The sequence below is a fragment of the Arthrobacter koreensis genome (assembly GCF_009193255.1).
GTDB classification, from domain to species: Bacteria; Actinomycetota; Actinomycetes; order Actinomycetales; family Micrococcaceae; genus Arthrobacter_B; species Arthrobacter_B koreensis.
In genome coordinates, this window is the sequence record NZ_WACG01000001.1 from 1,154,188 (window position 1) to 1,177,496 (window position 23,309).

At 67.3% G+C, this 23,309-nt stretch carries 24 protein-coding genes; 14 read left to right on the forward strand and 10 right to left on the reverse strand.

The genetic code is table 11. The annotated features are described in order from the left end of the window. Positions 1–43 precede the first annotated feature (43 nt). Together GD628_RS05475 and GD628_RS05480 are read left to right on the forward strand one after the other, a co-directional pair. Complete coding sequence (locus tag GD628_RS05475) at positions 44–928, forward strand: dihydrodipicolinate synthase family protein (RefSeq protein WP_152274056.1); 885 nt, start codon at positions 44–46, stop codon at positions 926–928. A gap of 72 nt (positions 929–1,000) precedes the next feature. Next, on the forward strand, positions 1,001–2,650 hold the full coding sequence (locus GD628_RS05480) for a RecQ family ATP-dependent DNA helicase (protein ID WP_152274057.1): 1,650 nt from the start codon (positions 1,001–1,003) through the stop codon (positions 2,648–2,650). Positions 2,651–2,702: 52 nt separating this feature from the next. Here the strand turns inward: GD628_RS05480 and GD628_RS05485 are convergent, their stop codons facing one another. Beyond that, positions 2,703–3,182 carry a CinA family protein gene (locus tag GD628_RS05485; RefSeq protein WP_152274058.1) on the reverse strand — a complete coding sequence of 160 codons (480 nt, stop codon included), beginning with the start codon at positions 3,180–3,182 and terminating at the stop codon, positions 2,703–2,705. A gap of 126 nt (positions 3,183–3,308) precedes the next feature. Between GD628_RS05485 and GD628_RS05490 the strand changes: the two genes are divergently transcribed. The 6 genes from GD628_RS05490 (at position 3,309) to GD628_RS05520 (ending at position 9,596) form a co-directional block, all read left to right on the forward strand. Next, positions 3,309–4,424, forward strand: a complete 1,116-nt coding sequence (locus tag GD628_RS05490; RefSeq protein WP_152274059.1) for a glycosyltransferase family protein — start codon at positions 3,309–3,311, stop codon at positions 4,422–4,424. Next, positions 4,421–5,488, forward strand: a complete 1,068-nt coding sequence (locus GD628_RS05495; RefSeq protein WP_152274060.1) for a glycosyltransferase — start codon at positions 4,421–4,423, stop codon at positions 5,486–5,488. Before GD628_RS05490 ends, GD628_RS05495 begins: the two co-directional genes overlap by 4 nt. Continuing rightward, a complete protein-coding gene (locus tag GD628_RS05500; RefSeq protein WP_152274061.1) occupies positions 5,485–6,540 on the forward strand; it encodes a glycosyltransferase in 1,056 nt (351 codons plus the stop codon). The genes GD628_RS05495 and GD628_RS05500 overlap by 4 nt, the downstream gene beginning before the upstream one ends. Further along, a complete protein-coding gene (locus GD628_RS05505) occupies positions 6,537–7,400 on the forward strand; it encodes a glycosyltransferase family 2 protein (RefSeq protein ID WP_152274062.1) in 864 nt (287 codons plus the stop codon). The genes GD628_RS05500 and GD628_RS05505 overlap by 4 nt, the downstream gene beginning before the upstream one ends. A gap of 403 nt (positions 7,401–7,803) precedes the next feature. Further along, positions 7,804–8,379, forward strand: coding sequence for a TetR/AcrR family transcriptional regulator (locus tag GD628_RS05515; RefSeq protein WP_152274063.1), 576 nt, complete (start codon positions 7,804–7,806; stop codon positions 8,377–8,379). Further along, the gene (locus tag GD628_RS05520; protein WP_226802347.1) at positions 8,376–9,596 is read left to right on the forward strand and encodes an MFS transporter; all 1,221 of its coding nucleotides are present in this window, start codon (positions 8,376–8,378) and stop codon (positions 9,594–9,596) included. Before GD628_RS05515 ends, GD628_RS05520 begins: the two co-directional genes overlap by 4 nt. A gap of 252 nt (positions 9,597–9,848) precedes the next feature. Here the strand turns inward: GD628_RS05520 and GD628_RS05525 are convergent, their stop codons facing one another. After that, positions 9,849–10,556 carry a ScbR family autoregulator-binding transcription factor gene (locus GD628_RS05525; protein WP_226802348.1) on the reverse strand — a complete coding sequence of 236 codons (708 nt, stop codon included), beginning with the start codon at positions 10,554–10,556 and terminating at the stop codon, positions 9,849–9,851. 190 nt (positions 10,557–10,746) lie between these two features. On the opposite strand from GD628_RS05525, the gene GD628_RS05530 reads away from it, so the two are divergent. Beyond that, the gene (locus tag GD628_RS05530; protein ID WP_152274064.1) at positions 10,747–12,291 is read left to right on the forward strand and encodes a long-chain-fatty-acid--CoA ligase; all 1,545 of its coding nucleotides are present in this window, start codon (positions 10,747–10,749) and stop codon (positions 12,289–12,291) included. Between the two features lie 22 nt (positions 12,292–12,313). On the opposite strand, the gene GD628_RS05535 is transcribed toward GD628_RS05530, so the two are convergent. Continuing rightward, positions 12,314–13,243: a cytochrome b/b6 domain-containing protein gene (locus GD628_RS05535; protein WP_091600933.1), complete on the reverse strand. Its 930-nt coding sequence runs from the start codon at positions 13,241–13,243 to the stop codon at positions 12,314–12,316. 97 nt (positions 13,244–13,340) lie between these two features. Further along, on the reverse strand, positions 13,341–14,402 hold the full coding sequence (locus GD628_RS05540) for an EamA family transporter (protein WP_152274065.1): 1,062 nt from the start codon (positions 14,400–14,402) through the stop codon (positions 13,341–13,343). Positions 14,403–14,502: 100 nt separating this feature from the next. On the opposite strand from GD628_RS05540, the gene GD628_RS05545 reads away from it, so the two are divergent. The 3 genes from GD628_RS05545 to GD628_RS05555 all read left to right on the forward strand — a co-directional run bounded on the left by GD628_RS05545 (position 14,503) and on the right by GD628_RS05555 (position 15,916). Continuing rightward, on the forward strand, positions 14,503–15,063 hold the full coding sequence (locus tag GD628_RS05545) for a CGNR zinc finger domain-containing protein (protein WP_152274243.1): 561 nt from the start codon (positions 14,503–14,505) through the stop codon (positions 15,061–15,063). Between the two features lie 18 nt (positions 15,064–15,081). Continuing rightward, positions 15,082–15,318, forward strand: a complete 237-nt coding sequence (locus GD628_RS05550; RefSeq protein WP_091600927.1) for a hypothetical protein — start codon at positions 15,082–15,084, stop codon at positions 15,316–15,318. A gap of 190 nt (positions 15,319–15,508) precedes the next feature. Next, positions 15,509–15,916, forward strand: a complete 408-nt coding sequence (locus GD628_RS05555; protein WP_091600925.1) for a hypothetical protein — start codon at positions 15,509–15,511, stop codon at positions 15,914–15,916. A gap of 19 nt (positions 15,917–15,935) precedes the next feature. On the opposite strand, the gene GD628_RS05560 is transcribed toward GD628_RS05555, so the two are convergent. The 5 genes from GD628_RS05560 to GD628_RS05580 form a co-directional block, all read right to left on the reverse strand. Then, a complete protein-coding gene (locus GD628_RS05560) occupies positions 15,936–16,328 on the reverse strand; it encodes a hypothetical protein (protein ID WP_193313200.1) in 393 nt (130 codons plus the stop codon). A 64-nt stretch (positions 16,329–16,392) separates the two neighbouring features. Then, entirely contained in the window at positions 16,393–16,983 is a 591-nt protein-coding gene (locus tag GD628_RS05565; RefSeq protein WP_152274066.1) for a DUF308 domain-containing protein, read from the reverse strand. 52 nt (positions 16,984–17,035) lie between these two features. Continuing rightward, positions 17,036–18,394: an MATE family efflux transporter gene (locus tag GD628_RS05570; RefSeq protein ID WP_226802349.1), complete on the reverse strand. Its 1,359-nt coding sequence runs from the start codon at positions 18,392–18,394 to the stop codon at positions 17,036–17,038. Beyond that, complete coding sequence (locus GD628_RS05575) at positions 18,391–19,641, reverse strand: MFS transporter (protein WP_091601513.1); 1,251 nt, start codon at positions 19,639–19,641, stop codon at positions 18,391–18,393. Before GD628_RS05575 ends, GD628_RS05570 begins: the two co-directional genes overlap by 4 nt. Continuing rightward, on the reverse strand, positions 19,634–20,554 hold the full coding sequence (locus tag GD628_RS05580) for a DUF4031 domain-containing protein (RefSeq protein WP_152274067.1): 921 nt from the start codon (positions 20,552–20,554) through the stop codon (positions 19,634–19,636). The genes GD628_RS05575 and GD628_RS05580 overlap by 8 nt, the downstream gene beginning before the upstream one ends. 145 nt (positions 20,555–20,699) lie before the next feature. Between GD628_RS05580 and GD628_RS05585 the strand changes: the two genes are divergently transcribed. Both GD628_RS05585 and GD628_RS05590 read left to right on the forward strand, forming a co-directional pair. Continuing rightward, positions 20,700–21,803 carry a WD40/YVTN/BNR-like repeat-containing protein gene (locus GD628_RS05585; RefSeq protein ID WP_152274068.1) on the forward strand — a complete coding sequence of 368 codons (1,104 nt, stop codon included), beginning with the start codon at positions 20,700–20,702 and terminating at the stop codon, positions 21,801–21,803. Continuing rightward, positions 21,800–22,093, forward strand: a complete 294-nt coding sequence (locus GD628_RS05590; RefSeq protein WP_226802350.1) for a MoaD/ThiS family protein — start codon at positions 21,800–21,802, stop codon at positions 22,091–22,093. The genes GD628_RS05585 and GD628_RS05590 overlap by 4 nt, the downstream gene beginning before the upstream one ends. A 99-nt stretch (positions 22,094–22,192) precedes the next feature. On the opposite strand, the gene GD628_RS05595 is transcribed toward GD628_RS05590, so the two are convergent. After that, on the reverse strand, positions 22,193–22,906 hold the full coding sequence (locus tag GD628_RS05595) for a LysM peptidoglycan-binding domain-containing protein (RefSeq protein ID WP_152274069.1): 714 nt from the start codon (positions 22,904–22,906) through the stop codon (positions 22,193–22,195). Positions 22,907–23,309: the final 403 nt, after the last annotated feature.

The window sequence follows — 23,309 nt, forward strand, 5'->3', positions numbered from 1 at the left end:
GCGGAACGCCGCACCGCTGCCGGCACCGGAAGGAATACGTATTTTGTTTACCGGCCTGAGCGCTTTTCCCCTGACTCCGCTGCGGAATGACGCCGTAGATGAGGCGTCCTTCTCCGCTCTCGTGAACCGGCTGGCGGAGTCGGAGGTCGATTCAATCGCGGTACTGGGATCCACCGGCTCCTACGCCTACCTGAGCCCGGACGAGCGACGGCGCGTGGTGCGGCTGGCTGCCGCCAACGCCGGCTCGAAACCGCTGATTGTGGGGGTGGGCGCACTGCGGACCTCAGATGTGCTGGCGAATGTCCGTTGTGCGGAAGACGCCGGCGCGGCCGGCATCCTGCTCGCTCCGGTGAGCTATCAGGCACTGACCGACGACGACGTGTTCGGCCTGTTCAGTAATGTCACCGGCGCAACGGATGTGCCCGTCATCGTGTACGACAACCCGGGCACGACGCATTTCACGTTCAGCACGGAACTCTTCGGACGCATCGCCGAGCTGCCGGGCATAGCATCCATCAAGATTCCTCCGGTTTCCGCGGCGGCGGCCCGCGCCCGGGTCGACGAAGTCCGGGCCGTGATCCCGGAGAGCGTGACTCTTGGGATTTCCGGCGACGCCGCAGCGGCGCACGGGCTGAGTGCGGGATGCGATGCCTGGTATTCCGCGGTGGCCGGCACGCTGCCGGAGCCCGCCGTCCGGATCACGCGCGCTGTTGCCGAGAACCGCCCAAACGACGCCGCAGCGGAGTCAACCCGCCTCTCACCGCTCTGGGAGCTCTTCGCCGAGCACGGCAGCGTACGGGTTATCGCCGCCGTTGCCGAGCACCTGGGTTTGGTGCCGCAGTCCTGTCTTCCGCTGCCTGTCCGGGGCCTGGACGCCGTGGACCGGCGGCGGGTTGCCGGCGTCGTCGAGGAGCTCGCCCTGGCGTAGTCCTCCCGATGCGACAGGGAAGCGGGTTAATCAGTAAGCTGATAATCCGCTTAATTCCCAGGAGGAATGCCCATGTCACCGTCCCGCGCCGACCTGCAGCGCACCGCCTTGGAGGTCTTTGGCTGGGAGGACTTCCGGCCCGGCCAGCTCGAGGCGATGGAAGCAGCCGTCAACGGAGGGGACGTCATCTGCGTGATGCCCACCGGGGCCGGAAAGTCAGCCGTTTACCAGGTGCCCGCAATGGCCCTGGAGGGCACCGCCGTCGTCATCTCTCCCCTGATTGCGCTGCAGCGCGACCAGGCGGACGGGATCAATGAGGCTACCGGAGCAACCCGCGCCTACGTGCTCAACTCAGCCCAGCCGCAGGGTTACTGGGACGAGGCATGGGCCGCGGCCTCCCGCGCTGAGGGCCCGGAGAAGGCGAAGTTCCTGTTCCTGGGGCCGGAGCAGGTGGCACGGGAGGAAGTACTGGATCAGCTGCGGGGCCTCAAGGTGTCCCTGGTGGTGATCGATGAGGCGCACTGCGTTTCCGCCTGGGGACATGACTTCCGGCCGGATTACCTGCAGCTGGACCAGCTGGTGCGCGCACTCGGGAAGCCGGTGGTTGCCCTGACTGCCACGGCAGCACCGCCGGTGCGGGCGGAGATCGGCGAACAGCTGGGCATGAGCAGCCCGCAGGAAATCTCGCTGGGGTTCGACAGGCCTAATCTGCACTTGGCCGCCGCGCGCTACGAGGATGCCGAAGACAAGCGCCGTGCCGTGCTGGAGCAGGCCGGGACGCTGGAGTTCCCGGGACTCGTGTACGTGGCCACCCGCAAGGAGACCGAGGAATACGCCGAGGCACTCCAGGAGGCGGGGCTGAGGGCCGACGCGTACCACGCGGGCCGCAGCCACGAGGACCGGCACCGCATCCACGAGCAGTTCCTGTCGGATGAACTGGACATCGTGGTGGCAACCACCGCGTTCGGCATGGGCATCGACAAGCCCAACGTGCGGTTCGTCGTACATGCGGACATACCCGATTCAATCGACAGCTACTACCAGGAGATAGGCCGCGGGGGACGCGACGGCGAACCCACCGAGATCTTCCTGCACTACCGTGCCGAAGACCTGGGCATCCGCCGGTTCTTTGCAGCGAAGGCACCGGATGAAGAAGCCCTCGCGAGGCTGTTTCGGGCGGTCAAGAAACGCAGCGAGCCGGTGTCCGCGGCAGAGCTGCGCGACGAGCTGGACCTGAATCCGCGCCGCTTCGCGTCACTGCTGGGGCTACTCGAACAGTCAGGTTCAGTCACCGTCTCCGAGGACGGCTACCTGGCACGGGACGGGGTCGGCGCCAAGACCGCGGTCAAGTCTGCCGTGGAGTTCTCCGAACAGCGCCAGAACATCGAGGAATCCCGGCTGGAGATGATGCGGCAGTACGCCGAAACCAGCGAATGCCGCCGTCGGCTCCTGCTTAACTACTTCGGTGAAGACGCCCCGGACATGTGCGGTTACTGCGACAACTGCGAGCGCGCGGAAGCCGACGGCGAAGAGCTGGGGCCCGGGGAATCCGAGACACCGCAGCCATTCCCCCTGCAGTCCGGCGTCGTCCACGCTGAGTGGGGACCGGGAACGGTCATGAGCTATGAGGATGAGACTGTGACCGTGCTCTTCGAGTCCGAGGGCTACAAGACTCTCTCCGTGGAGCTGGTGCTGGAGAAAGGGCTGCTGGAGCCGGCCTAGGCGGCCGGCCGGGCGGCAGCGGAGGCCGGGCTGCCCCACCCGGCGGCTGCGGTCAGGCCTTCTGCGCCAGCTCGTACAGCTTCCGCAGCGCCGCAGCCTCTGTTTTCTCCAGGACTTCCGCCGGCTCACCGTCGAATGAGTACTGGGCCGAGCCTGCTTCCCCGAACAGGCTCCAGCCAATGAATACGGTTCCCGCCGGCTGGCCCTCCAGCGGGCCGGGGCCGCCGGCACCCGTGGTGGAAATCGCCAGGTCTGAGTTGAAGAGCTCGGCGGCTCCCGCGGCCATCTCCTCGGCGCAACGCGCACTCACCACGGGCCCCTCGCCGACCCCCAGCACGGCCTGCTTGATTTCCGTCTGGTAGGCAACGATTCCCCCGCTGAGCCATTCGCCGCTGTTGCCGCCCTTCCCCAAGGCTCCGGTGAGGTTTCCGCAGGTCAGGGACTCAGCGAGCCCCACGGTGATGCCGGCACGTTCAACTTCGTCCGCAATACGGTGCGGCAGTTCCTCCAGAGCGTCTTTCACTGCATCCATTTGGGGTCCTTGCCACCTTTCAGCGTTCTTGTGCTATTGATTACTAACGGTACTTACTATTTAAACCACTCGCACGGCAGCGCCCCCATCCACGGGCGTCCGCCATAACCAAAAAGGGGTCCCAGGTTGCTGCCACCAAACCGTATTCGGGTCGCCAGTGTTCCGGCAGGACACGTCTACATCCACCATCTTGGTCCGGTGCAGGGAAGCCTCCCCGGGCTGCCGGACGTCCACCGCCTGCCTGATCCGGACCCCGACTCCCCGGACAACCCCGCGACTGGCAAGTGGTGGCCCCCGGTCATGCTGAACTCCGGCTGGATCGATGCGAACCACGACTCATTCGACGTGTTCCACATCCACTTCGGTTTTGATGCGCAGGAACCGTCCTCGCTGCAGGAAGCCGTCACCGCCCTTCGCCGGCACGGCAAGCCGCTGATCTACACCGTCCACGACCTGCGCAATCCCCACCATGAGTCCCCCGCGGCGCACAACGCACACCTGGATGTGCTCATCCCCGGCGCAGACGCCCTGATCACCCTCACAGAGGGCGCGGCAGCCGAAATCGAGCGCCGCTGGGACCGGAAGGCCGAAGTCATCCCCCACCCCCACGTCGTCGAGCTGGACACCATGGCGGACTATGCCCGCCGGCCGCGGACCCATGGAGGTCCCTACCGGGTTGGTGTCCACGTCAAGAGCCTCCGCGCCAGCATGGAACCGCTGCCTGTTATCCGGACGCTTCTCGACGTGGCGCGGGAGGACGGCAACATGGTGGTCCAGGTCAACGGACACTGCGACGTGCTCCAGCCCGGCGGCGCACGGTACGACGCCGGATTGGCAGCGTTCCTCGACGAGGAGGCAGCAGCCGGGGGCCTGGACCTGCGCGTTCATGACTTCCTGCCGGATGACCAGCTGTGGGAATACCTGGCCGGCCTTGACCTCTCTGTCCTGCCTTACCGCTTCGGCACCCATTCGGGCTGGCTGGAGGCCTGCCGGGATCTGGGCACGGCCGTCGCCGCACCGGACTGCGGCTTCTATGCGGACCAGGGTCCGGTGTTCGGCTACACCCACAACGAAGCCGGCCTGGATGCCGAATCCCTGAAGGCCGCGGTCCGCGCGGCCCGCAGTGCAGGGCCGCCTGCACCCCTTGCTCCGGCAGACCGGGCCGGCCAGCGCGATGACGTCGCTGCAGCGCATGCAAGGATCTACTCCCGGCTCCTGGAACGCACCGGAGTGCTCCAATGAGGCTCTGCATCATTGGCCCCTCACGGTTCCCCATCGCCGAACCCTTCGCCGGTGGGCTGGAAGCCCACACCCATGCCCTGGTCTCCGCCCTCACCGCCCGCGGCCACCAGATCACGCTCTTCGCGGCCGAAGGATCGGACCCCAACCTGGGCGTCGAGTTCCTGGACGTGCCCGTGTTCGAGTCGAGCGAAGCGGCAAGGAACGACGTCGGTGCCCTCCCCGAGCAGTGGATGGGCGAACACCATGCCTACCTTTCCCTGATGCTGGACCTCGCCGAACACGGGGACCGGAAATACGACGCCGTCCTGAACACCAGCATCCACCACCTGCCCGTGGCCATGTCCCGGATGCTGCGGATTCCCCTCATCACCACCCTGCACACTCCCCCGGTGGGCTGGCTCGAGTCTGCCATTCAGGTGCGGGGAGAGCTCACGCGGTTCATTGCCGTCAGCGCACATACCCGGGACGCCTGGGCACCCCTGGTTCAGAGCACTGCTATCCGCAACGGCGTGGATACCGGATCCTGGCAGCCCGGACCGGGCGGCGGGCCGGCCATCTGGTTTGGCCGGATCGTGCCGGAGAAGGGCACTCACCTGGCGATCCGCGCGGCCCGCGCCGCGGGAATCCCGCTGGACCTTGCCGGCCCCATCTATGACCGCGCGTACTTCCGGACCGAAATCGAACCACTGCTCACTGAGGACATCCGTTATCTGGGGCACCTGGACCACGCGCGGCTGCGCGCCGCCGTCGGGCACGCGCGTGCCGCGCTGGTCACGCCCCGCTGGGATGAACCCTACGGACTGGTGGCCGCCGAGGCCCTGGCCTCCGGCACGCCGGTTGCCGCCTTCCGCCGCGGCGCCCTTCCGGAAATCCTCACCGAACGCTGCGGGCGGCTGGCGGAGCCCGACGACGTCACCGGCCTGGCCGGTGCCCTCCAGGCGGCCTGCCTGCTGGACCGCAGCGAAGCCCGCGTCCGGGCAGAGGCTTTCTGTTCGCACGAACGGATGGTGGCTGAGTACGAAACCCTGCTACAGGAGGCCAGCACCCTAAAGGCCGCCGCATGATCGGGTATTACATCCATCACCACGGCATGGGCCACCTCCGCCGGGCCCAGGCGATTGCCGCGTTCCTGCCAGAGGGCAACGTTACCGGGCTGTCCACGCTCCCCCGGCCCGCAGGCTGGCAGGGCGGATGGGTACAGCTGGAGCCGGATGACACCTCCGCGGCACCGCGCAGCGTTGATGCCAACGGTTTCCTCCACTGGGTCCCTGCCCGGGATCCCGGCATGCGGGCGCGAATGGCACAGCTTTCCGCCTGGATCCAGGACACCGATCCGGCCGTGATCGTGGCTGACGTGTCCGTGGAAGCGGCACTCCTGGCACGGCTGCACGGCGTTCCGGTAGTCACCGTCGCCCTTCCGGGGGTACGGACTGACCGCCCGCACACCATCGGCTTCGGCGTCTCCGATGCGCTGATTGCCGCCTGGCCGCCCGAAGCACCGAAGATGCTGCACACGGACGAGGATGTGCCGGTCCAGGCGGTGGGGGCGATTTCGGGAATCCCGGTCCGCGAAGGACGGGCTCCGGGTCCGGTTTCCCGAGTCCTGGTGCTCGGCGGCTCAGGAGGTGGCGGAATGGACGACGCCGCACTGAACGATGCCCGGAGCCAGACGCCCGGCGTGGAATGGCTGCCGCTCGGCACGACGGCGGGGAACCGCACGGCTGATCCGCGGCCATACCTGGCCGCGGCGGACCTCGTGGTTACCCATGCCGGCCAGGGTGCCCTGGCGGATGTTGCCGCCGTCGGAGTTCCGGCGGTAGTAGTACCGCAGGACCGCCCCTACCGGGAGCAGGCCACCACCGCCGAGGCGCTGGCGGGAATAGACGTTCCGGTGATTGTTTCCTCCGGGTTCGCCCGCCAGGACTGGGCCGCCGTACTGGAAGCCGCCGCCCGGCTCGACGGACGGAAGTGGACTGTGTGGAACGACGGCGAAGGTGCTGAACGGGCCGCCCGGGTCATCGCCCAAACAGCTGGGATAACCGCGCTTCCCGCTGGCCGCGGGCTTCGCGGAGGCTTACCGTCCGCCGCAGCCGCACGGTCCGGAGCCGGGGCATGAAAACCGCCGTCATAACGCTGGCGCACGACCGGCATGCGCACCTTGCCGGCCAGCAGCAGGCCCTGCGTGATTCAACCCTCCGGCCTGGAGACTATGTGGTGGTAGCGATGGATGATCCGGCGATTGCCGCGCCGCATCCGGATGTGTCCGGAACTGTCCTTCGCGTGGATTCGGCCGGTGGAAACCTGCCTCTGGCGCGGGCCCGGAACCTGGGGGCCGAAACCGCCCTGGCCCGCGGGGCAGAACTGCTGGTCTTCCTGGACGTGGACTGCCTGCCGGCTCCGGATCTCCTCTCCGGCTACGAGCAGGCGGCAAGGGACCCTGCGGGAGCCGGCCGGCTGCTCTGCGGGCCGGTGACCTACCTGGATCCTCCGGGAACGGGCGGATATGACCTCTCCGGACTGGCCCGGCTGGACAACCCCCATCCGGCCCGGCCAGCACCGGAACCGGGAAAGGTGGTTCCGGATGAAAACCCGGACCTGTTCTGGTCCCTGTCCTTCGCCGTGACTGCTGCTACCTGGCAGCGGATCGGCGGCTTCTGCGAGGACTACACCGGCTACGGCGGGGAGGACACCGACTTTGCCCGCCTCGCCCGCCGCAGCGGCGTCGGCCTCGCCTGGGTGGGTGCCGCACGCGCCTACCACCAGTGGCATCCCACGGAAGATCCGCCGGTGCAGCATGTGGCAGACATTGTCCGCAACGCCAACCTCTTCTACGAACGGTGGGGAGCCTGGCCCATGGGCGGCTGGCTGACAGCGTTTCGGGAGCGCGGACTTATCCGCGGCGGGACGGGCGCCGAACGCTGCGAGCTGGCCGACGGTATCACCGGGCCCCGGGAACCGTCCGCCGCAGTTCCCTGAGTGAATGGCCGGCTTTGCTGATCCGTGTGCCCGCATAGGGAACTCCACCGGTCAGGCGGTGCCACAGGGCGGCCCAAACAGTAACGGAACGCTCCCGCAGCCAGATGGGAGCCCACACGGCGGACGACGCCGGGAACACTTCCGTGCCGCGTCTGCGCCTCCGCCCACCCACCCGGATTCGCGGTACTACGGGACTACTGAACTGCCGAACACGGTGGAGAAGATCGCCGGCTCCGTGCAGGACAAACTGAAGAAAGAGTAAGCTCCGCAGCGGACGGGACGAAGGCAGGCAGCTTCGGCGCCTGCCTTTTTCCTTGCCATTCTGCACATGGCATGGTTATGTACATTTGTACATAAAGGCGGCCCGATGGCCTGCACTTTCAGTTCATGCAGAGGACGGCCCATGACGCACAGCGACGGCAGCATCACAACGGGAACCGCCACCCGCCGATTCGATCCGGATCGCAGGGACCGTCTGATCGACACCACACTGGACGTTATTGCCCGGCACGGCGTTGCCGGAACCACCCACCGGAAGATCGCCGCAGCAGCGGACGTGCCCGTCGGCTCAGTGACCTACCACTTCGCGTCGCTGGATGACCTGCTGGCAGCAGCCTTCACCCGGCTCGCCGAACGGACGGCGGCGCAGTACGCACAGGACCTCGGTGCCGCCGCCTCCCCCGACGAGGCTCTGGATGTTATCAGCGGCTACATCCTCGGCATGCTCGGCAGCCCCGGAACGCTGTTCCCGTCCTATGAGCTCTACCTCATGGCAGCCCGGCGCCCGGAACTGCGCCGGATCACCGACCGCTGGATGGCACGCAGCCGTGCCGCCCTCGGGCGGCATTTCGACGAGCAAACCACGGTCATGCTCGACGCCATGATTGAAGGGCTTTCCATGCACAGCGCCCTGTCACTCGAGCCCCTGCCCCGAAACCTTATCCGTGAAGCACTTCAGAGAGTCGTGACACCTCAGTGAATACCCTCGCACCCTCGAAGGTGACCCCTACCGTCCAGGCCCGGCGGGCCCGGGCCGCCGTGGCGGTCCTCTTCCTGACCAACGGTGCTGTCTTTGCAAACCTGGTACCCCGCTACCCCGCAATCGTGGACCATCTGGGTCTGGCCAACACCCAGTTCGGTCTGGCCGTGGCAGCCTTCCCGCTCGGCGCGCTGCTGGCCGGGCTCACGGCCGGCGTGCTGATCCGCCGATTCAGGTCCTCACGGGTGGCAGTCGCAGGCATGGTCCTGACCAGTGCCGGGATCTTTCTCGCGGGAACTTCCCCGTCCTGGGGGCTGCTCGCGGCGGGACTGTTTACGGCGGGCGCCATGGACGCCATAACCGACGTTGCGCAGAACTCCCATGGACTGCGGGTACAGCGGCTTTACAGGCGGTCGATCATCAATTCGTTCCATGCCGTCTGGAGCATTGGAGCGGTGCTGGGCGGGCTAATGGGAACCGCCGCGGCCGCCTGGAACGTCCCCCTGGCCGTCCATCTGGCGGTATCAGGGACCCTTTTCTCCGTCCTGGCAGGAGCCTGCTACCCGTTCCTGTTGCCCGGGCCCGAGCCGGAAGAGGCCGGCCCCGGCGCCGCCGCAACCACCACCGGTCAGCCCGCTGCCTTCAGGCCGCACCTGTTGCGCTACGGCATCCTGGCCGCACTGGTGCTCATTGCCATGGCCGGCACGCTGGTAGAGGATGCCGGCAGTTCCTGGGCTGCCCTCTACCTGGTCAACGGACTTGAGGCATCGACCACCGTTGCCGGACTCGGCTTCGTCGCCCTGGTGGGCGCCCAGTTTGCCGGACGGCTCATGGGCGACCGGCTGGTGGACCGTTTCGGCCAGCGCGCGGTAGCCCAGGCAGGCGGCGCCGTCGCCGCAGTAGGGATGGGACTCGCCCTGGCCTTTCCTTCCGTGCCGGGTACCATCATCGGCTTCGCGGCTGCAGGGCTGGGGGTTGCCACCCTGGTTCCCGCGGCCATGCAAAGCGCAGACAACCTTCCCGGGCTGCGTCCCGGCACCGGCCTGACGGTGGTGAGCTGGCTGATGCGGCTCGGATTCCTGATTTCCCCGCCCGTCGTGGGTGCAGTGGCGGACACCGCAGGGCTTCGCGCGGGACTGCTTGTTATTCCGCTTGCGGGACTCGCGGTGCTCGCTGCTTCACCGGTGCTCGCCAAGCGGGCGGGGGCCTCCTCCTAGGCTCCATGCCTGGAGACAGCACAGGCGGGTGGCGGCACAAGCCTCCACCCGCCCTCCCCTACTGCGAAACCAGGGAGCCGGTACTCATCCCGCCCTCATCCGCCACACCGCTGCGTCCACACAGCGGGGCCGGTCAAGGCAGGCAAAGGCCCCCGGTTATTCTCCCAGTACCCCCCCACAGCCCAGAGCCTAAATGCTCAGCGCGATTAAAACAAGACGGTTGACCGGTTTTTGACGTCCGGGCCGTTACACCTACGAATCCGGCAGCTGCTGGCCACCCTCCGGGGTATACCGGGCAAGCTCACCAATCCTGCCAGCGAGGGCCGGAACCACGACGCCGGGGAGCATCAGTGTCCACATTTGCTCCACCCGCTCCAACAGGTCCGAACGGGCCGTCAGCACCGCGGATGTAATCTGCACGCCAACCAGCGCGGACACGACCAGGCGGCCAAAGGCCGGGGCGTCCACTTCCGCGCGGATCTGGCCCTGCTCCTGCGCCTGGCACGCAAGGCGCGCCATCACCTCAATCCAGTCGTCGTATGGCTGGCGGACATCCTCATGGAAAATCGAGGCTTCGAGGGTCAGCCGGGTTCCGGCCCTGACGATAGGTGCCTGGAGCAGGTTCTCGGCAAACCTCCGGCACAGCACAACCATCGATTCAAGGGGTGGCAACCCCAGCTGCAGCACGGCGGAGTTGTCCGCTGAAACGTACCCGTGCTGTTCGGCGATGACGGCCCTGGCCAGGTCCTCCTTGGACGGGAAGTGGAAGTAGAGGGCACCTTTGGTGACCCCGGCCCGTTCCGCCACTTGGCTGAGGGAGGCCCGGCCATAGCCCAGCTCTTCGAAAACCGATGCTGCTCCGGCCAAGATGGCATCACGTGTGGCTTTCGCCCTGTCCTGCAGTTCTTTGATGGTTAGGTCCTTCGCTCGGCACTGCCCCCACCTCCAAGTTAGATGCAAATTAATCGAGATGGAAAAGGGTTACGGTGGTTCGCCGGCCCCGGTTGAGCATACTGCGGGCCAGGACCCCCCTCGGGAGTGCCGCCGTCCTGCCGCGCGCTTCCGGGCTTGGGCATTCCCCCGGCGCCGGCAGATTGGTAGCCTCGCAGCACTACGGCTCGCCCCCGGGCCCGATCAAAGGAGATCGTCCATGCCCAACCTCGCCGGAATTCTGACCGAAACCGCTGGACGGATGCCCGACCGCCCCGCCCTGCGGATCAATGACACGGTCATCAGCTACTCGATGCTGAATGCGATGAGCGCCCAAGTCGCGGGACTGCTCCGCGCCCGCGGCGTGCAGCGGGGGGACCGCGTGGCACTCATGATGCCGAATATTCCACCCATGGCTTCCGTGTACTACGGGGTGCTGCGGTATGGGGCAGTGGTGGTGCCCATGAACCCGCTGCTGAAAGGCCGCGAGGTGGCCCACACCCTTAAGGATTCGGGCGCCGGACTGCTGTTTGCGTTCGAACTGATGCTTCCGGAAGCCACGGCCGGCGCCCAGGAAGCCGGCGGCGTCGACGTCATTCCCGTCAACACCGGCAGTTTCCGGCAGCTGCTTGCGGACAGCGAGGCGGATGATTCGGTTGCGGAAGTGGACGGGGACGACGTCGCCGTCATCCTTTACACCTCCGGAACCACCGGCCGGCCCAAGGGCGCCGCGCTCACCCATGACAACCTCCGCAGCAACGCCGAGGTGGCACGGAACCTCCTGGATACGAACGAGAATGACGTGATCTTTGGCGGCCTGCCGTTCTTCCACGTCTTCGGACAGACTTCGGCGCTGAATGCAGCGGTGCTGACCGGCGCCATGATCAGCCTGCTGGCCAGGTTTGACCCTGGTGAAGCACTGGCGATTATTGAACGGGACGGAGTGACGATCTTCCAGGGCGTTCCGGCCATGTACATCGCCATGCTGCGCCACCCGAAGCTCGCGGAGACAGACACCTCCTCGCTGCGCGGTGCGATCACCGGCGGAGCACCCATGCCATTGGAAGTCCTGCGGGAGTTCGAGGAGGTTTTCGGCATCGACCTCCTCGAAGGCTACGGCCTGTCCGAAACCTCCCCGATCGTGTCCTTCAATCTGCCCGGCGGAGGCCGGAGACCCGGCTCGATCGGCAAGCCCGTCTCCGGCATGGAGGTACGGATGCTCGACGGCGAGGGCCGCGACGTGCCGACAGGTGAGATCGGGGAGCTGTCAGTTCGCGGACTAGGGGTGATGAAGGGGTACTGGAACAACCCGGAGGCGACCGAAGCAGCCATCCCGGACGGCTGGTTCCGTACCGGAGACCTGGCCCGCTTCGACGACGAGGGAAACATCTACATCGTGGACCGCAAGAAGGACATGATCCTGCGCGGCGGCTACAACGTGTACCCGCGGGAGGTCGAAGAAGTGCTGTACGAACACCCGGCTGTTTCGGAGGCTGCCGTTATCGGTGTACCGGATGAGCTCAACGGCGAGGAAGTTGCCGCCGTCATCGGCCTGAAACCCGACGCCGCACCCGCCGGGAATGAGCAGCGGCAGGCCCTGGCCGAGGAGATCCAACAGTTCGCCAAGGACCGGCTCGCCGCCTACAAGTATCCGCGCCGGGTGATCTTTACCGACGAGCTGCCCAAGGGGCCCACCGGCAAGATCCTCAAGCGCCAGATCCGCGATGAGCAGTCCGGCGTTCCGGTCACGGCCGCAGAGGCCTAGCCCGCCCGGCCGGCAGGGCTCCCTACCGGGACACCTTGCCGGTCAGGGCGGCGACCGGCCGCAGGAACAGCGGGCGGGCGGCAACCCACGCTGCCACCATCACCGCCAACGACGCCGCGAAGAACCAGAATCCAGTCCAGCCTGTGCCGTCCGAGGCAGCGTACATATGGTTCAGGTTTCGCAGCGCGCCGGTGGCCAGGACCAGGGTCACGTGGACGACGATGAACAGCACGAAGTAGACCATCACCGGGAAGTGGAGTGCCCTGGCTGCTTGGATCGGGAACGCCTTGTTGAGGCGCTTCGCCTGGGCGGGCCATGATGGGGACATCCGCAGGCCCGTGAGGATGGCCAGCGGAGCAGCGATGAAGACGATGGAGAAGTAGGAGAGGACCTGCAGGCTGTTGTAGTTCACCCAGCCGTTTTCAGTGGGCCAGTCCAGCGAAGCATACTGCAGGGCCGTGGAGGCGGCGTTCGGGAAAACGCCCCAGCTGGTGGGAACCAGCCGCATCCACTGTCCGGTTGCGAAAAGCAGGATGTAGAAGACCAGGCCGTTGAGCACCCAGAGTACGTCCAGGCTCAGGTGGAACCACAGGTCCAGGCTGATCCTCTTGGGCTGGTTCTTGGTGCGGATGAACCCTTTATTGTTGCGGGTCCACGACCCCACCGGCCGCTGCCGGGTACGGATCATCCACCCGGACCGGACAATCAGCAGCAGGAGCAGCGAGTTCAGGAAGTGCTGCCATCCCACCCAGGCGGGCAGGCCGACCGGAGCGCCCTCCGGCAGGTCCGTATGCCCGGGGTACATGTTGAGGAACTCCTGGCCGCCGGAGGTTTCGCGCAGCCACCGGGCGGCCAGCACCACCAGGGCAAGTGCGGCGATCGACGCCGGAATCAGCCAGATCAGCCGCGTCCAGCGGGAGCGCGCCGTCGGTTTGACGGCTGTGGGGCTCATGCCCCTGCCCCCGCGGCCGCACTGCGGCCGGCCAGGCAGGATCTTCCGCGAAGATGCGAAGTGGAAGGGTACATCGTTGTGGCGCTCCCGTTTGGTCCTAGTGCCTGTCTCTGCCGGTGAGCCTACCCTGATTCAGCGGCTGGTCGTGCCGCATGGCGTCAACCGGTTCAGGGTCCTCGGCCGGAACCGCCTCACCGGACACGTCCGGCAGGTCGGTTTTCCGGTCCAGGCGCACCAGCACAAGGCCTGTGACAATCAGGGCACCGCCTGCCAGCTGTACGGTGCGGGGCAGTTCCGCGAGCAGGAGCCAGGCCCAGAGCACGGCGAACAGGACCTCGGTCAGGGAAATAAAGGATGCCACCCGCGGGCCGAGCGCCCGTGCGGCGATGATGCCGGTGACATAGGCCAGGACGGTGGAGAGGAGCACCAGGCCCACCAGCGGCACCCACCACCGCGTGACCCAGCCGGCCAGTTCGACGTCGCTGGTGCTGAAGCCGACGGGCAGGAGGCCGGTGAGGCCCAGCAGGGCCATGGTCGCCGCACCAACCAGCAGCCCGCCGGTGGTGAGCACGAGCGGAGGAAGGGTGTCATTCTGCTTGGCGGTGATGAAGAAGTACATGGCGAGGCACACGGCCGCGGCCAGGCCCCACATGATGCCGAGAGGATCCACGCGCAGGTCGCCGCCGAGGTCCAGCACCAGGACCAGGCCGACGACCGCGGCAGCGGCACCGGCAATGGTGGCCGCGCCCGGGCGGCGGCGGGTCCGCAGCCAGATCCACAGCACCATCAGCACCGGTGCCAGGAACTCCAGCAGCAGGGCCACGCCCACGGAGAGCCGTTCCACGGCGTTGAAGTAGAAGAACTGGCAGCCGGCCACACCCACCAGCCCGAAGAGCCCGATGGTTTTCCAGTTCTGCCTCACCTGGAACCAGCGCCCGTGCAGCGCGATCAGGGCGGGAATAAGCAGTACTGCCGCCGCTCCGCCCATCCGGACGGCCACGGCCGTTGCGGGCGTCCAGCCCTGTTCCATGAGGGATTTGGCGAAGGAACCCGAGAGGCCGAAGACCGAAGATGAGAGCAGTGCGATCAGCAGACCCGAAGCACCGGCGCTACGCACGTGCGCAGTCCCGGAAGCCCGCAGGGAGATGGGTTTTGCCATGGAGGACCTTTCCAGGGGATGGGCCCGCTCCCGGCTGGCATGTCACGAGCTATAAGGGCCTATGCTAGTGACACTAAAGTCGCGCATGTCAGGAGTCAAGATGGTTTTCACTTATGACACGGAAATGGCGCTGTCCACTGCTGCGGCACTGGTCAACACCGGCTCCCAGGACCCTGATCCGCTGGCAGACGACGCCGGGCTGACCCGTTTCCTGGCACAGGAACGGTTCTCCGGATCCCGCACCCACACGCCCCCGGAGCTGGAAGCGGTTCTCCGGCTGAGGGCCGAACTCACCGAGTTGTGGACCGCCGGCGAGGAAGACCTGGTGGATGGAATCAACCGCCTCCTCTTCACGGCGAGCGCGCTCCCCCAGCTGGTCCGGCATGACGGCTGGGACTGGCACCTGCATTGCACTCCACCGGAGGCCGAGCTGGCTGACCGGATGGCTACTGAGGCGGCAATGGCACTGGCCGACGTCGTCCGGGCCGGTGAACTGGCCCGGCTGCGGACCTGCGCGGCACCGGACTGCAGCAACGCCGTCGTCGATCTGTCCCGCAACCGGTCACGCCGCTACTGCGACACCGGAAACTGCGGCAACCGGCAGCACGTGCGGGCGTACCGGCGCCGTCTCGCATCGTCGGCGCAGGTACTTGGAGAGTAAAACAAGTAGCCTTTCGAATTGTCCGTCCAGGAGCTCGACGGCGTGGGCTCGGCCCCTGCCTCCGCCACCTTCGCGGTGACGGCGCTCCAGGCCGCGGCTGTTACCAGGACTCCGGGCGGACTGGCCGCTACCGGTGCTGACGGAGGATCGCTGACGGCATTGCTTTCCGCCGCCGGAGTCCTCCTGGCCGGCGGCGCCGCAGGCATTGGCCTCAGCCGCCGGCGCACCCGCGGGGCGGCAGTGGCTGCCCGGTAGGTAGTGCCTTCGGGGGACTGCACATCGGTGCAGTCCCCCCGGAGCACCCGATCTTCGTCTGGGCAGGACCGGTCAAAAGATTGGCTTCAGACACGGCGCTTTTGGGCCGGAGGGGGTCCGGCGGGCCGCGGTGGAAAACTAGACTTGCCGGGTCGAGCAGTACGGCACCCCCAGCTTCCAGGAGCCACTGATGGAGCAAAAGCTGCTTTCTGCCCTGCCCGCCCGGACTGCATGGAGCGTCCTGGGAATCTGTGCATTTTTCTGGCTTCTCTCAGCCCTTGGCCTGCTGCAGCTGCCCTCGTCAGTACCTCCGGTACTGATGTTCCTGTGGCTGTACCTTAACGCCCTGGCAGCCCTGGCCAGTGTGGTGGCAGCGGCCGCGGCCGTTGGGGCCCTGCTGCTGCACCGCCGCGCAAGCCGTCACCCGGAAGAGCCGGAAGGGGTACAGGCGCCTGCCTCCCTGCTGGACACGGCGGAGGAGGCTGGCCTTGACCAGCTGCTGGACGGACCGGCATCCCCGCCGGCCGGTCAGGTGGCGGGGGCCGGCGCTGGCGCGATGGCTAAGAGAAACCAGCCGGGGAAGGGCCGGAAACGCTGATGCGCAAGCGCGGGCCGGCCTAGTGGCCGCTCTCGTCCTGGGTGTCGTTCGGATCCGACCCTGCGGGACCGCCGTTTTCAGCCGAGGCCTTCCCACTGCGCGGGGCCGGCGCCCCGACGCTGCCCGCTCCACCGGGGATCTTGGCCGAGCTGCGGTTAACCCCGGACCCTTCACTAAGGTGGTCCGGATTCGGCTTTTCGGTCATCAGGAGCAGCGAGGAAATCAGCAGGGAGGCGATGAAGGCGATCCCGGCGGCCGTGAGGCCGAGGTCGAAGCGCAGGTCCTTGGTGGCTCCGCCGGTGGCGAAGATCATGGTGAAAATACCGGCGATGACGGCCAGGACTGCGGAGAAAACCAGCGGGGCCTTCACGGAGTTCCGTTTCTGCGTCCCGCCGGGCTGGCTCTTCGCCACTATGTGTCCTCCTGCGTTGTCGGCTGGGCGGTCTTCTACCTTCGGTAGAAAGCCGCGGATGGTACTAGTTTACGGCCTTCGACGGTTCGTCGCTTTCCGGTGCCAGGCTTGCGTCATGGCGCAGGCCCAGCCCGGAGATAGCCAGGACCACGGCGATGATGACGGCGGAGCCTCCGCTGACGCCGAGCAGCGCGCGGACATGGCTGCTTTCCGCCAGGGCCAGGAACGCCGGCATCAGCGCAGCAGCACCGATCGCGGCGGCACCGGTGATCAGCCAGTCACGTGCCGGCGTGAAATCCTTGCGGACCCGGAACCAGAAGGCGAACTCGATCAGGCCGCCCACCAGCAGGGCCGCACCGCCAACATAGGCGAAGACGGTGGTGGACTGGGTCAGCGCTACAACAACACCGGCCACTGCGTAGAGCGCCGCGGCTACCAGCAGCGCCCCCGGGACCTGCGGGACGCGGCAGGAACGAGCCAGCGCGGACATGCGCCACAGGCTCAGGCCCGTGAGGACGAAGTACAGTCCGCCCGCAATGGCGAGCACGGAAAGTGTGGGTTCCTGCCAGAAGATGGTCAGTCCGCCGTAGACCGCGGCGATCGCGGAACGGAGAAGAATCGGAACCCAGGGTGCTTTGGGGTGGGGTGCGCCCACGGCGAGCCTCCGCTTTCAGGTTGCTTGACGGCCGGTCCGGCCGGTTCTTAGCTTAGTCGTTCATAGTGCCGGTTGCCGCACCGGTTACCATCCAGGCGTCGGAGCGGGCCCGCCAGGAAAGTGTCACGGCGCGTGCCGTCATATAGCCGAGCCCGAAGGCTGCCCACAGCCAGGCGATTCCAGAGCCGCCCTCCAGGCCCGAGGCATGGACCCACCAGAGCAGCGGAAGGTAGGCCACCAGGTTGAGCACACCGGTCAGGGCCAGGTATTTGGCGTCCCCGGCACCGATCAGCACCCCGTCCAGGACAAAGACCAGGCCGCAGACAGGCTGCGCCGCGGCCAGAACCCACAGTCCTGGCGCAAGGGCGGTGACCACCGAGGGGTCAGTAGTGAAGATCCAGCCGGCGAACGGCGCCGCGGCTGCCAGCAGCACCCCGGTGAGGACGCCGAAACCCACTCCCCAGACTGACATCTTCCGGGTCAGCTCCCTCGCCATCGCCCGGTTTCCGGCTCCCAGTTCCTTGCCGATCATGGCCTGGGCAGCAATCGCCAGGGCATCCAGCGCAAAGGCAAGGAAAGTGAAGAACGTCATGACCAGCTGGTGCGCTGCGAGGGAAACCGGCCCCTGGGCCGTGGCAACAACGACGGCGGCGAGTACCGCAATACGCAGGCTCGCCGTGCGCAGCATCAGCCAGGACCCCACCTGCACACCTGCGGTGATGCCGGCAACCGTGGGCCTCAGCGAGACCCCGTGCCTCCGGGCCATGCGCGCCACCATTACCAGGTAGGCCGCTGCCATGCCCCACTGGCTGATGCTGGTGCCCATGGCAGCGCCGGTGACGGACAGGCCAAAGCCGTAGACCAGCAGGAAATTCAGTGCAATGTTCAGACTGAAGCCGGCAACCGCAACAACCAGCGGCGTCCTGGTGTCCTGCAGGCCGCGCAGCACGCCGGTGGCTGCCAGTACCACCAGCATCGCCGTCAGTCCTGGCATGGACCAGCGCAGGTAGTCCACCGCGAACTGCTGCACTTCCCCCTCCGCCCCGAGGGCACCGGTGAGCCAGGGAGCAAGCAGGATTCCCGCCGTGGAGAGCGCCGCACCCAGCAGGACTGCCAGGGCAATGCCGTCCCGGCCGGAGGCTATCGCCTCAGGGATCCGGTTTCCGCCGAGGAAGCGGGCCACCGTTCCGGTGGTTGAATACGCCAGGAAGACCATCAGTCCCACGGCGGTCTGGAGCACGGTGGAGGCCAGCCCGACGCCGGCCAGCTGGTTCACGCCCAGGTGGCCGACGATGGCGGCATCGGCGAGCAGGAACATCGGCTCGGCGATCAGCGCCCCCAGCGCCGGGAGCGCCAGGGCGAGGATCTGCCGTCCGAGCGTCCGGTTCGGTGCGGGGCTCCGGGTTTTCACGCTTCCAGCCTACGTCCGGCGGCAGTGCCGGCAGTTTGTTTCAGCCGGCCGGGCAGGGTGGCTGCCAGGGCCGCGGCAATGCCCATGAGACAGAGCACGAATCCGGCCAGTCCGTTCCAGCCCGCGCTTTGGAAGAAGAGTCCCGCTGCCCAGCCCACCAGACTGGACCCGGTGTAATAGGCGAGGTTGTAGAGGGACGAGGCCTGGGCCCGGCCGGCCGGGGCCAGGACCGGCACCCAGCCCGAGGCAACCGCATGCGCTCCGAAGAAGCCGGCGGTGAAAATCACCAGGCCGGCTATGACGGCGGGAAGGGACTGCAGCAGGGTCAGGGCCAGCCCGCCGGCCATGACCGCGGTGCACGCCAGCAGCACGGTGCGGCGGCCGCCGCGCGCCCATCCTGAGGCCTTGCCTGCGAAGCGCGAGGACCAGGTGCCCGCCAGGTAGGCAAGAAACAGCGAGCTGGCGAGCGACTGGGGCAGATTGAACGGGGCGAGCTCAAGCCGGAATCCAAGATAGTTGTAGACGGCCACGAACCCGCCCATGAGCAGGAATGCCTGGGCATACAGCACCAGCTGGCGTCCCGAGCGGAGATTCACGGTGAGGCGGACGGCCAGTGTGGCTCCGCCGTCGGCCCTGCGCTGTGGAACGTGGCCGCGCTGCCGCGGCGCGGCGAGCATGAACACGACGGCGGCCGCGGCGGCGAGCAGGCTCACTGCCGCCACACCTATGCGCCAGGAGGAATATTCACCGACCGGCGCTGCCAGGATGCGTCCGGCAAGGCCGCCGACTGTGGTTCCGGAAACGTAGGTCCCGGCGGCGACGGCTGCATGGACCGGACTCACCTCCTCGCTCAGGTAGGCCAGGGCGACGGCGGGAATCCCGCCCAGGGCCGCCCCCTCCGCGAACCGCAGGGCCAGCAGGACGGAGAAGTCAGGTGACAGCGGCACCACAAGCCCCAGGATGACGGCGGTGATGATCGCTGTGCGCATGGCGGGCAGGCGGCCAAAACGGTCTGCTGCCGCAGACCAGGGGATCACGGCGACGGCAAGGCCCAGTGTTGCCGCCGAGACGCTGAGCGCAGCGGTGGCCGCGCTCACGTTAAAGTCTGCGGCGAGCTGGGGCAGCAGGCCCTGAACCGAATAGAGCTGCGCGAAGGTCGCCACCCCTGCGGCCGCCAGGCCCACCAGTACCCTGCGGTAACCGGAGCTGCCCCGGAGATGTCCGGCGAAGCCGGCCGTTTCAGCCACGGCCCGCACCGGATCCGCTGCCGCTCCCGGCCGGGTAGCTGCCCGGCGCGAGCGAAGCCAGCTCACGGGCAAGGTTTGACCGTGCCGCTGAGCCCCACAGCTCTTCGCCGCGCTGCGTCCGGTACAGGTCCACACCGCGCGCAAGCAGCGTTTCAAGTACTCTCCGGCGGCCTTCGGCAAAGGCGGAATCCCCAACATGCCGGTATTCGCGCCGGACATCGGCCGCGTAGCGGTCATAATCCGCCGGGGCCCTGCCCAGCACTGCCAGGTCCGCGTCGCAGAGCAGCCGTCCGCGTTCGTCATCGGCTGCCGGGTCGTGGGCCGCTGTGAGGCGGACCAGCCGAGCGGCCTCGGCGGTTTCGGCTGCCGGGATTCCGGCAGGCGGCAGCAGTTCCTCGGCCAGCCCCGCCGAGGCTTCCTCATCCGCACCCGCCACGCCGTCATACACAGCGTCATGGAACCACGCGGCCAGGAGCACCGGACGGTCGGAACAGCCGAGCCGGTGCAGCGCCTCTAGCACCTGCAGAAGGTGCCGCCTGTCATGGTAGTGCCGGTGCGGCTCACCCCAGCGGTTCAGCAGTTCGGCGCCCAGCTCCTCTGCGCCGGGGACGAGCGCGTCCCAGCGGCGGCGCAGCGGATGCACCAGTGATGCCGCCCGCTCGCGGGCCGGGATACGCAGTCCGCCGGCAATCAGCGCACGGACCAGGGTGGCGCCGTCAACCGGCGCGGCACCGGCGGCCACCAGATCCGCATGGCGGTGCTGCGGCACATCGTAATGGTCACGGTCGAAGGCCCGGCGCGGGATGCCCGCTGCGGCGGCGAAGGCGTGGAGCTCTTCCAGGGAGGAGTCGGAGACGAGGTGGGAGAAGTACGTTCCGTGGGCCGGCCAGAGGGGCGGATCAATGTAGATCAAGCGCGCACGTCCGGGAAATGAGCAGCAACCATTCCTCCATCCTTAGCCCACCGGCCCCGTATTTTCCATCCGGCCCCTGACAGGCACGCCATCCGGCTTCGGAACTCCCTTGTCCCGCCGCCCGCCGGGTGGTCCAATATCTGCCATGACACAGACCGGGGACACCCTCCTTGCCATCGGCACCCGCAAGGGCCTGTGGCTGGCACAGAGCAGCGACCGCACGGGCTGGAAGCTCAGCGGTCCCCATTTCCTGATGAACGAGGTAGCCAGCGTCGCCCTGGACACCCGGCACTCTCCCCCGCGTATCCTCGCCGGGCTGCTTTCCCCGCACTGGGGTCCCACGGTTGTGATCTCCGGAGACCTCGGGGAAACCTGGACCGAACCGGAGGCGGGAGCCATCACTTTTCCGCCCGAAACAGGCGAGGCACTGGGCCGGATCTGGCAGCTGCAGCCGGACTCGGCTGACCGCCCCGAAGTCATCTGGGCCGGCTGCGAGCCGATCTCCGTCTGGAAATCCACCGACGGCGGCACCAGCTTCGAACTGAACGAGGCACTGTGGAACCATCCCCACCGCCCGGACTGGGGCGAGGGGTACGGCGGAGCGGCAGCGCACACGGTCCTTCCGAGCCCGGCAGACGAGAGTGTGCACGTGGCGATCAGTTCCGGCGGGGTGTACCGTTCCGACGACGGCGGGCAGTCCTGGGCTGCGCGAAACCACGGGATCTCCGCCTACTTCCTGCCGGACCCGAATCCCGAATTCGGCCAGTGCGTGCATAAGGTGGCGCGGGACGCCGCGGATCCTGCCCGCCTGTACGCCCAGAACCACCACGGGGTGTACCGCAGTGACGACGCCGGGGACACCTGGATATCGATTGCCGACGGACTGCCCGCGGATTTCGGATTCGTCATGCTGGCTCATCCGCATACCGGCGGCACGCTCTGGACCATTCCATTGGTTGCCGACGGCGAGCGCATTCCCCCCGGAGGCGAGCTGGCCGTCTACCGGAGCACGGATGCCGGGGAATCATGGACCCGGCAGGACACCGGGCTGCCCTCAGCCGAATACAACGCAGTCCTGCGCGATGCCGCTGCGGTCGATACGGCCGAGCCGGCTGGCGTCTACTTTGGGACCCGAGCGGGCGATGTGTATGCCAGTGCCGATGAGGGCGGAACGTTTTCCCTCGTGGCGTCCAACCTTCCGGACGTACTCTGCGTCCGGGCCGCCGCCGTCGGAACTCCGGAACCGTGACCGGCACCGAGGTTCGGATCGTCCTGCCGGAGGTTCTCGCAGCTGCCGCAGGAGGAACCCGGGAACTCAGCGTTCCGGGAGAGGCCGGGCTGACCGTAGGTTCCCTGCTGGACGGACTGGGCTCCCGCTTCCCTGTCCTGGAACGGCGTATCCGCGATGAGCAGGGAACTGTCCGCCGTTTCGTCAATATATATGTGGACGGCGAGGACATCCGCGGCCTGGACCGCCAGCACAGTGAGGTCAGCCCTGGTGCCGAAGTGCTGATCCTGCAGTCAATCGCCGGCGGCTGAAGGCCTTCCTGCCGCCACTGCGGGGTGGACCCCCGGTTAAACAGAAGAACGGCCGGACACCCTTGAGGGGTGTCCGGCCGTTTTCGCTGCAGGTACCGGTTAGGCCGGGAGCTGCAGGGCCTGTCCGGTGAGGATCAGGTCGGGGTGGATTACGGTGCCGGTGTTGGCTGCGTACAGAGCCTGCCAGCCGCCTTCGATGCCGAGCTTCTCGGCGATGGTGGACAGGGTGTCGCCAGCCTGGACGGTGTAGGACTCGCCGCTGACCGCGGGAGCCGGAACCGCAGCGGCAACGCCCTGCGAGGTGGCCGGAACCTCTACCGGTGCAACGGCTTCAGGCTGAACCGGAGCGGTGTAGGTCTCGACCGGTGCAGCCGGAGCCTCTACCGGTACCGAGTAGGTCTGAACGGGGGCTTCGGCAACAGGTGCCTGCTGCACCGGAGCCGCAGCCTGCGGGTTGGCAGTAGCGCCGGTCATGCCCAGCTTGGCAGTGCAGGCAGGCCAGGCGCCGGGGCCCTGCTCGGCCAGTACACGCTCGGCAACAGCGATCTGCTGCTCACGGCTTGCGTTGGAGGGGTCGCCGGTGCCGCCGAATGCCGCCCAGGTGCTGGGCGTGAACTGCAGGCCGCCGGAGAATCCGTTACCGGTGCTGATGCCCCAGTTACCGCCGCTTTCGCACTGTGCGAGGGCATCCCAGTCCATTGAGGCTGCGTTGGCCGGAGCGGCCATGCCGGCGAGTCCGGCAGCGCCGGCACCAGTGATGGCAGCGGCAGCAAGTCCACGACGGACGTAACGGGTGATCTTCGAGTTCTTCATTAGCTGTATCTGCTCCTGAGGCCCACCTGCGCTCCGCCCGTCCCCGGGCTTCATTACGCCGTCGCCTGCCCCCGACTGTTAGAGGTCTTGTTCAGTGCTCCCACAGCGGCGACGCGCGGTGGCGTGGGGCACGATGCAATTTGTCTCGGCTGCACCGTCTGATGGGGTGCTGCCGGCCGGATCAGGTTCAGCTTTTCGGGACCCGGCTACCGCCCGTGTTTCGGGCACTCATCTAAGGTAGGGAAGACACAAATCGATATCAAACCGAGACCTTCTCCGGAGTGTCGTTGCCAACCGTGCGATCCGCGTGCTCATGCCGATCGGGCGGCGCAATGTGCACTTTGCCACAGAGCGCGGAAAAGCGGGTTTCCGACTGTCTGGACTTGGTCCTGCAACCGGTCTA

Excerpts from the sequence above, each read along its gene's own strand:
- GD628_RS05480 (WP_152274057.1), top strand. The coding sequence starts at position 1,001 with ATGTCACCGTCCCGCGCCGACCTGCAGCGCACCGCCTTGGAGGTCTTT.
- GD628_RS05515 (WP_152274063.1), top strand. The coding sequence starts at position 7,804 with ATGACGCACAGCGACGGCAGCATCACAACGGGAACCGCCACCCGCCGA.
- GD628_RS05595 (WP_152274069.1), bottom strand. The coding sequence starts at position 22,906 with ATGAAGAACTCGAAGATCACCCGTTACGTCCGTCGTGGACTTGCTGCC.
- GD628_RS05500 (WP_152274061.1), top strand. The coding sequence starts at position 5,485 with ATGATCGGGTATTACATCCATCACCACGGCATGGGCCACCTCCGCCGG.
- GD628_RS05555 (WP_091600925.1), top strand. The coding sequence starts at position 15,509 with ATGGAGCAAAAGCTGCTTTCTGCCCTGCCCGCCCGGACTGCATGGAGC.
- GD628_RS05535 (WP_091600933.1), bottom strand. The coding sequence starts at position 13,243 with ATGAGCCCCACAGCCGTCAAACCGACGGCGCGCTCCCGCTGGACGCGG.
- GD628_RS05530 (WP_152274064.1), top strand. The coding sequence starts at position 10,747 with ATGCCCAACCTCGCCGGAATTCTGACCGAAACCGCTGGACGGATGCCC.
- GD628_RS05495 (WP_152274060.1), top strand. The coding sequence starts at position 4,421 with ATGAGGCTCTGCATCATTGGCCCCTCACGGTTCCCCATCGCCGAACCC.
- GD628_RS05485 (WP_152274058.1), bottom strand. The coding sequence starts at position 3,182 with ATGGATGCAGTGAAAGACGCTCTGGAGGAACTGCCGCACCGTATTGCG.
- GD628_RS05505 (WP_152274062.1), top strand. The coding sequence starts at position 6,537 with ATGAAAACCGCCGTCATAACGCTGGCGCACGACCGGCATGCGCACCTT.
- GD628_RS05585 (WP_152274068.1), top strand. The coding sequence starts at position 20,700 with ATGACACAGACCGGGGACACCCTCCTTGCCATCGGCACCCGCAAGGGC.
- GD628_RS05540 (WP_152274065.1), bottom strand. The coding sequence starts at position 14,402 with ATGGCAAAACCCATCTCCCTGCGGGCTTCCGGGACTGCGCACGTGCGT.
- GD628_RS05545 (WP_152274243.1), top strand. The coding sequence starts at position 14,503 with ATGGTTTTCACTTATGACACGGAAATGGCGCTGTCCACTGCTGCGGCA.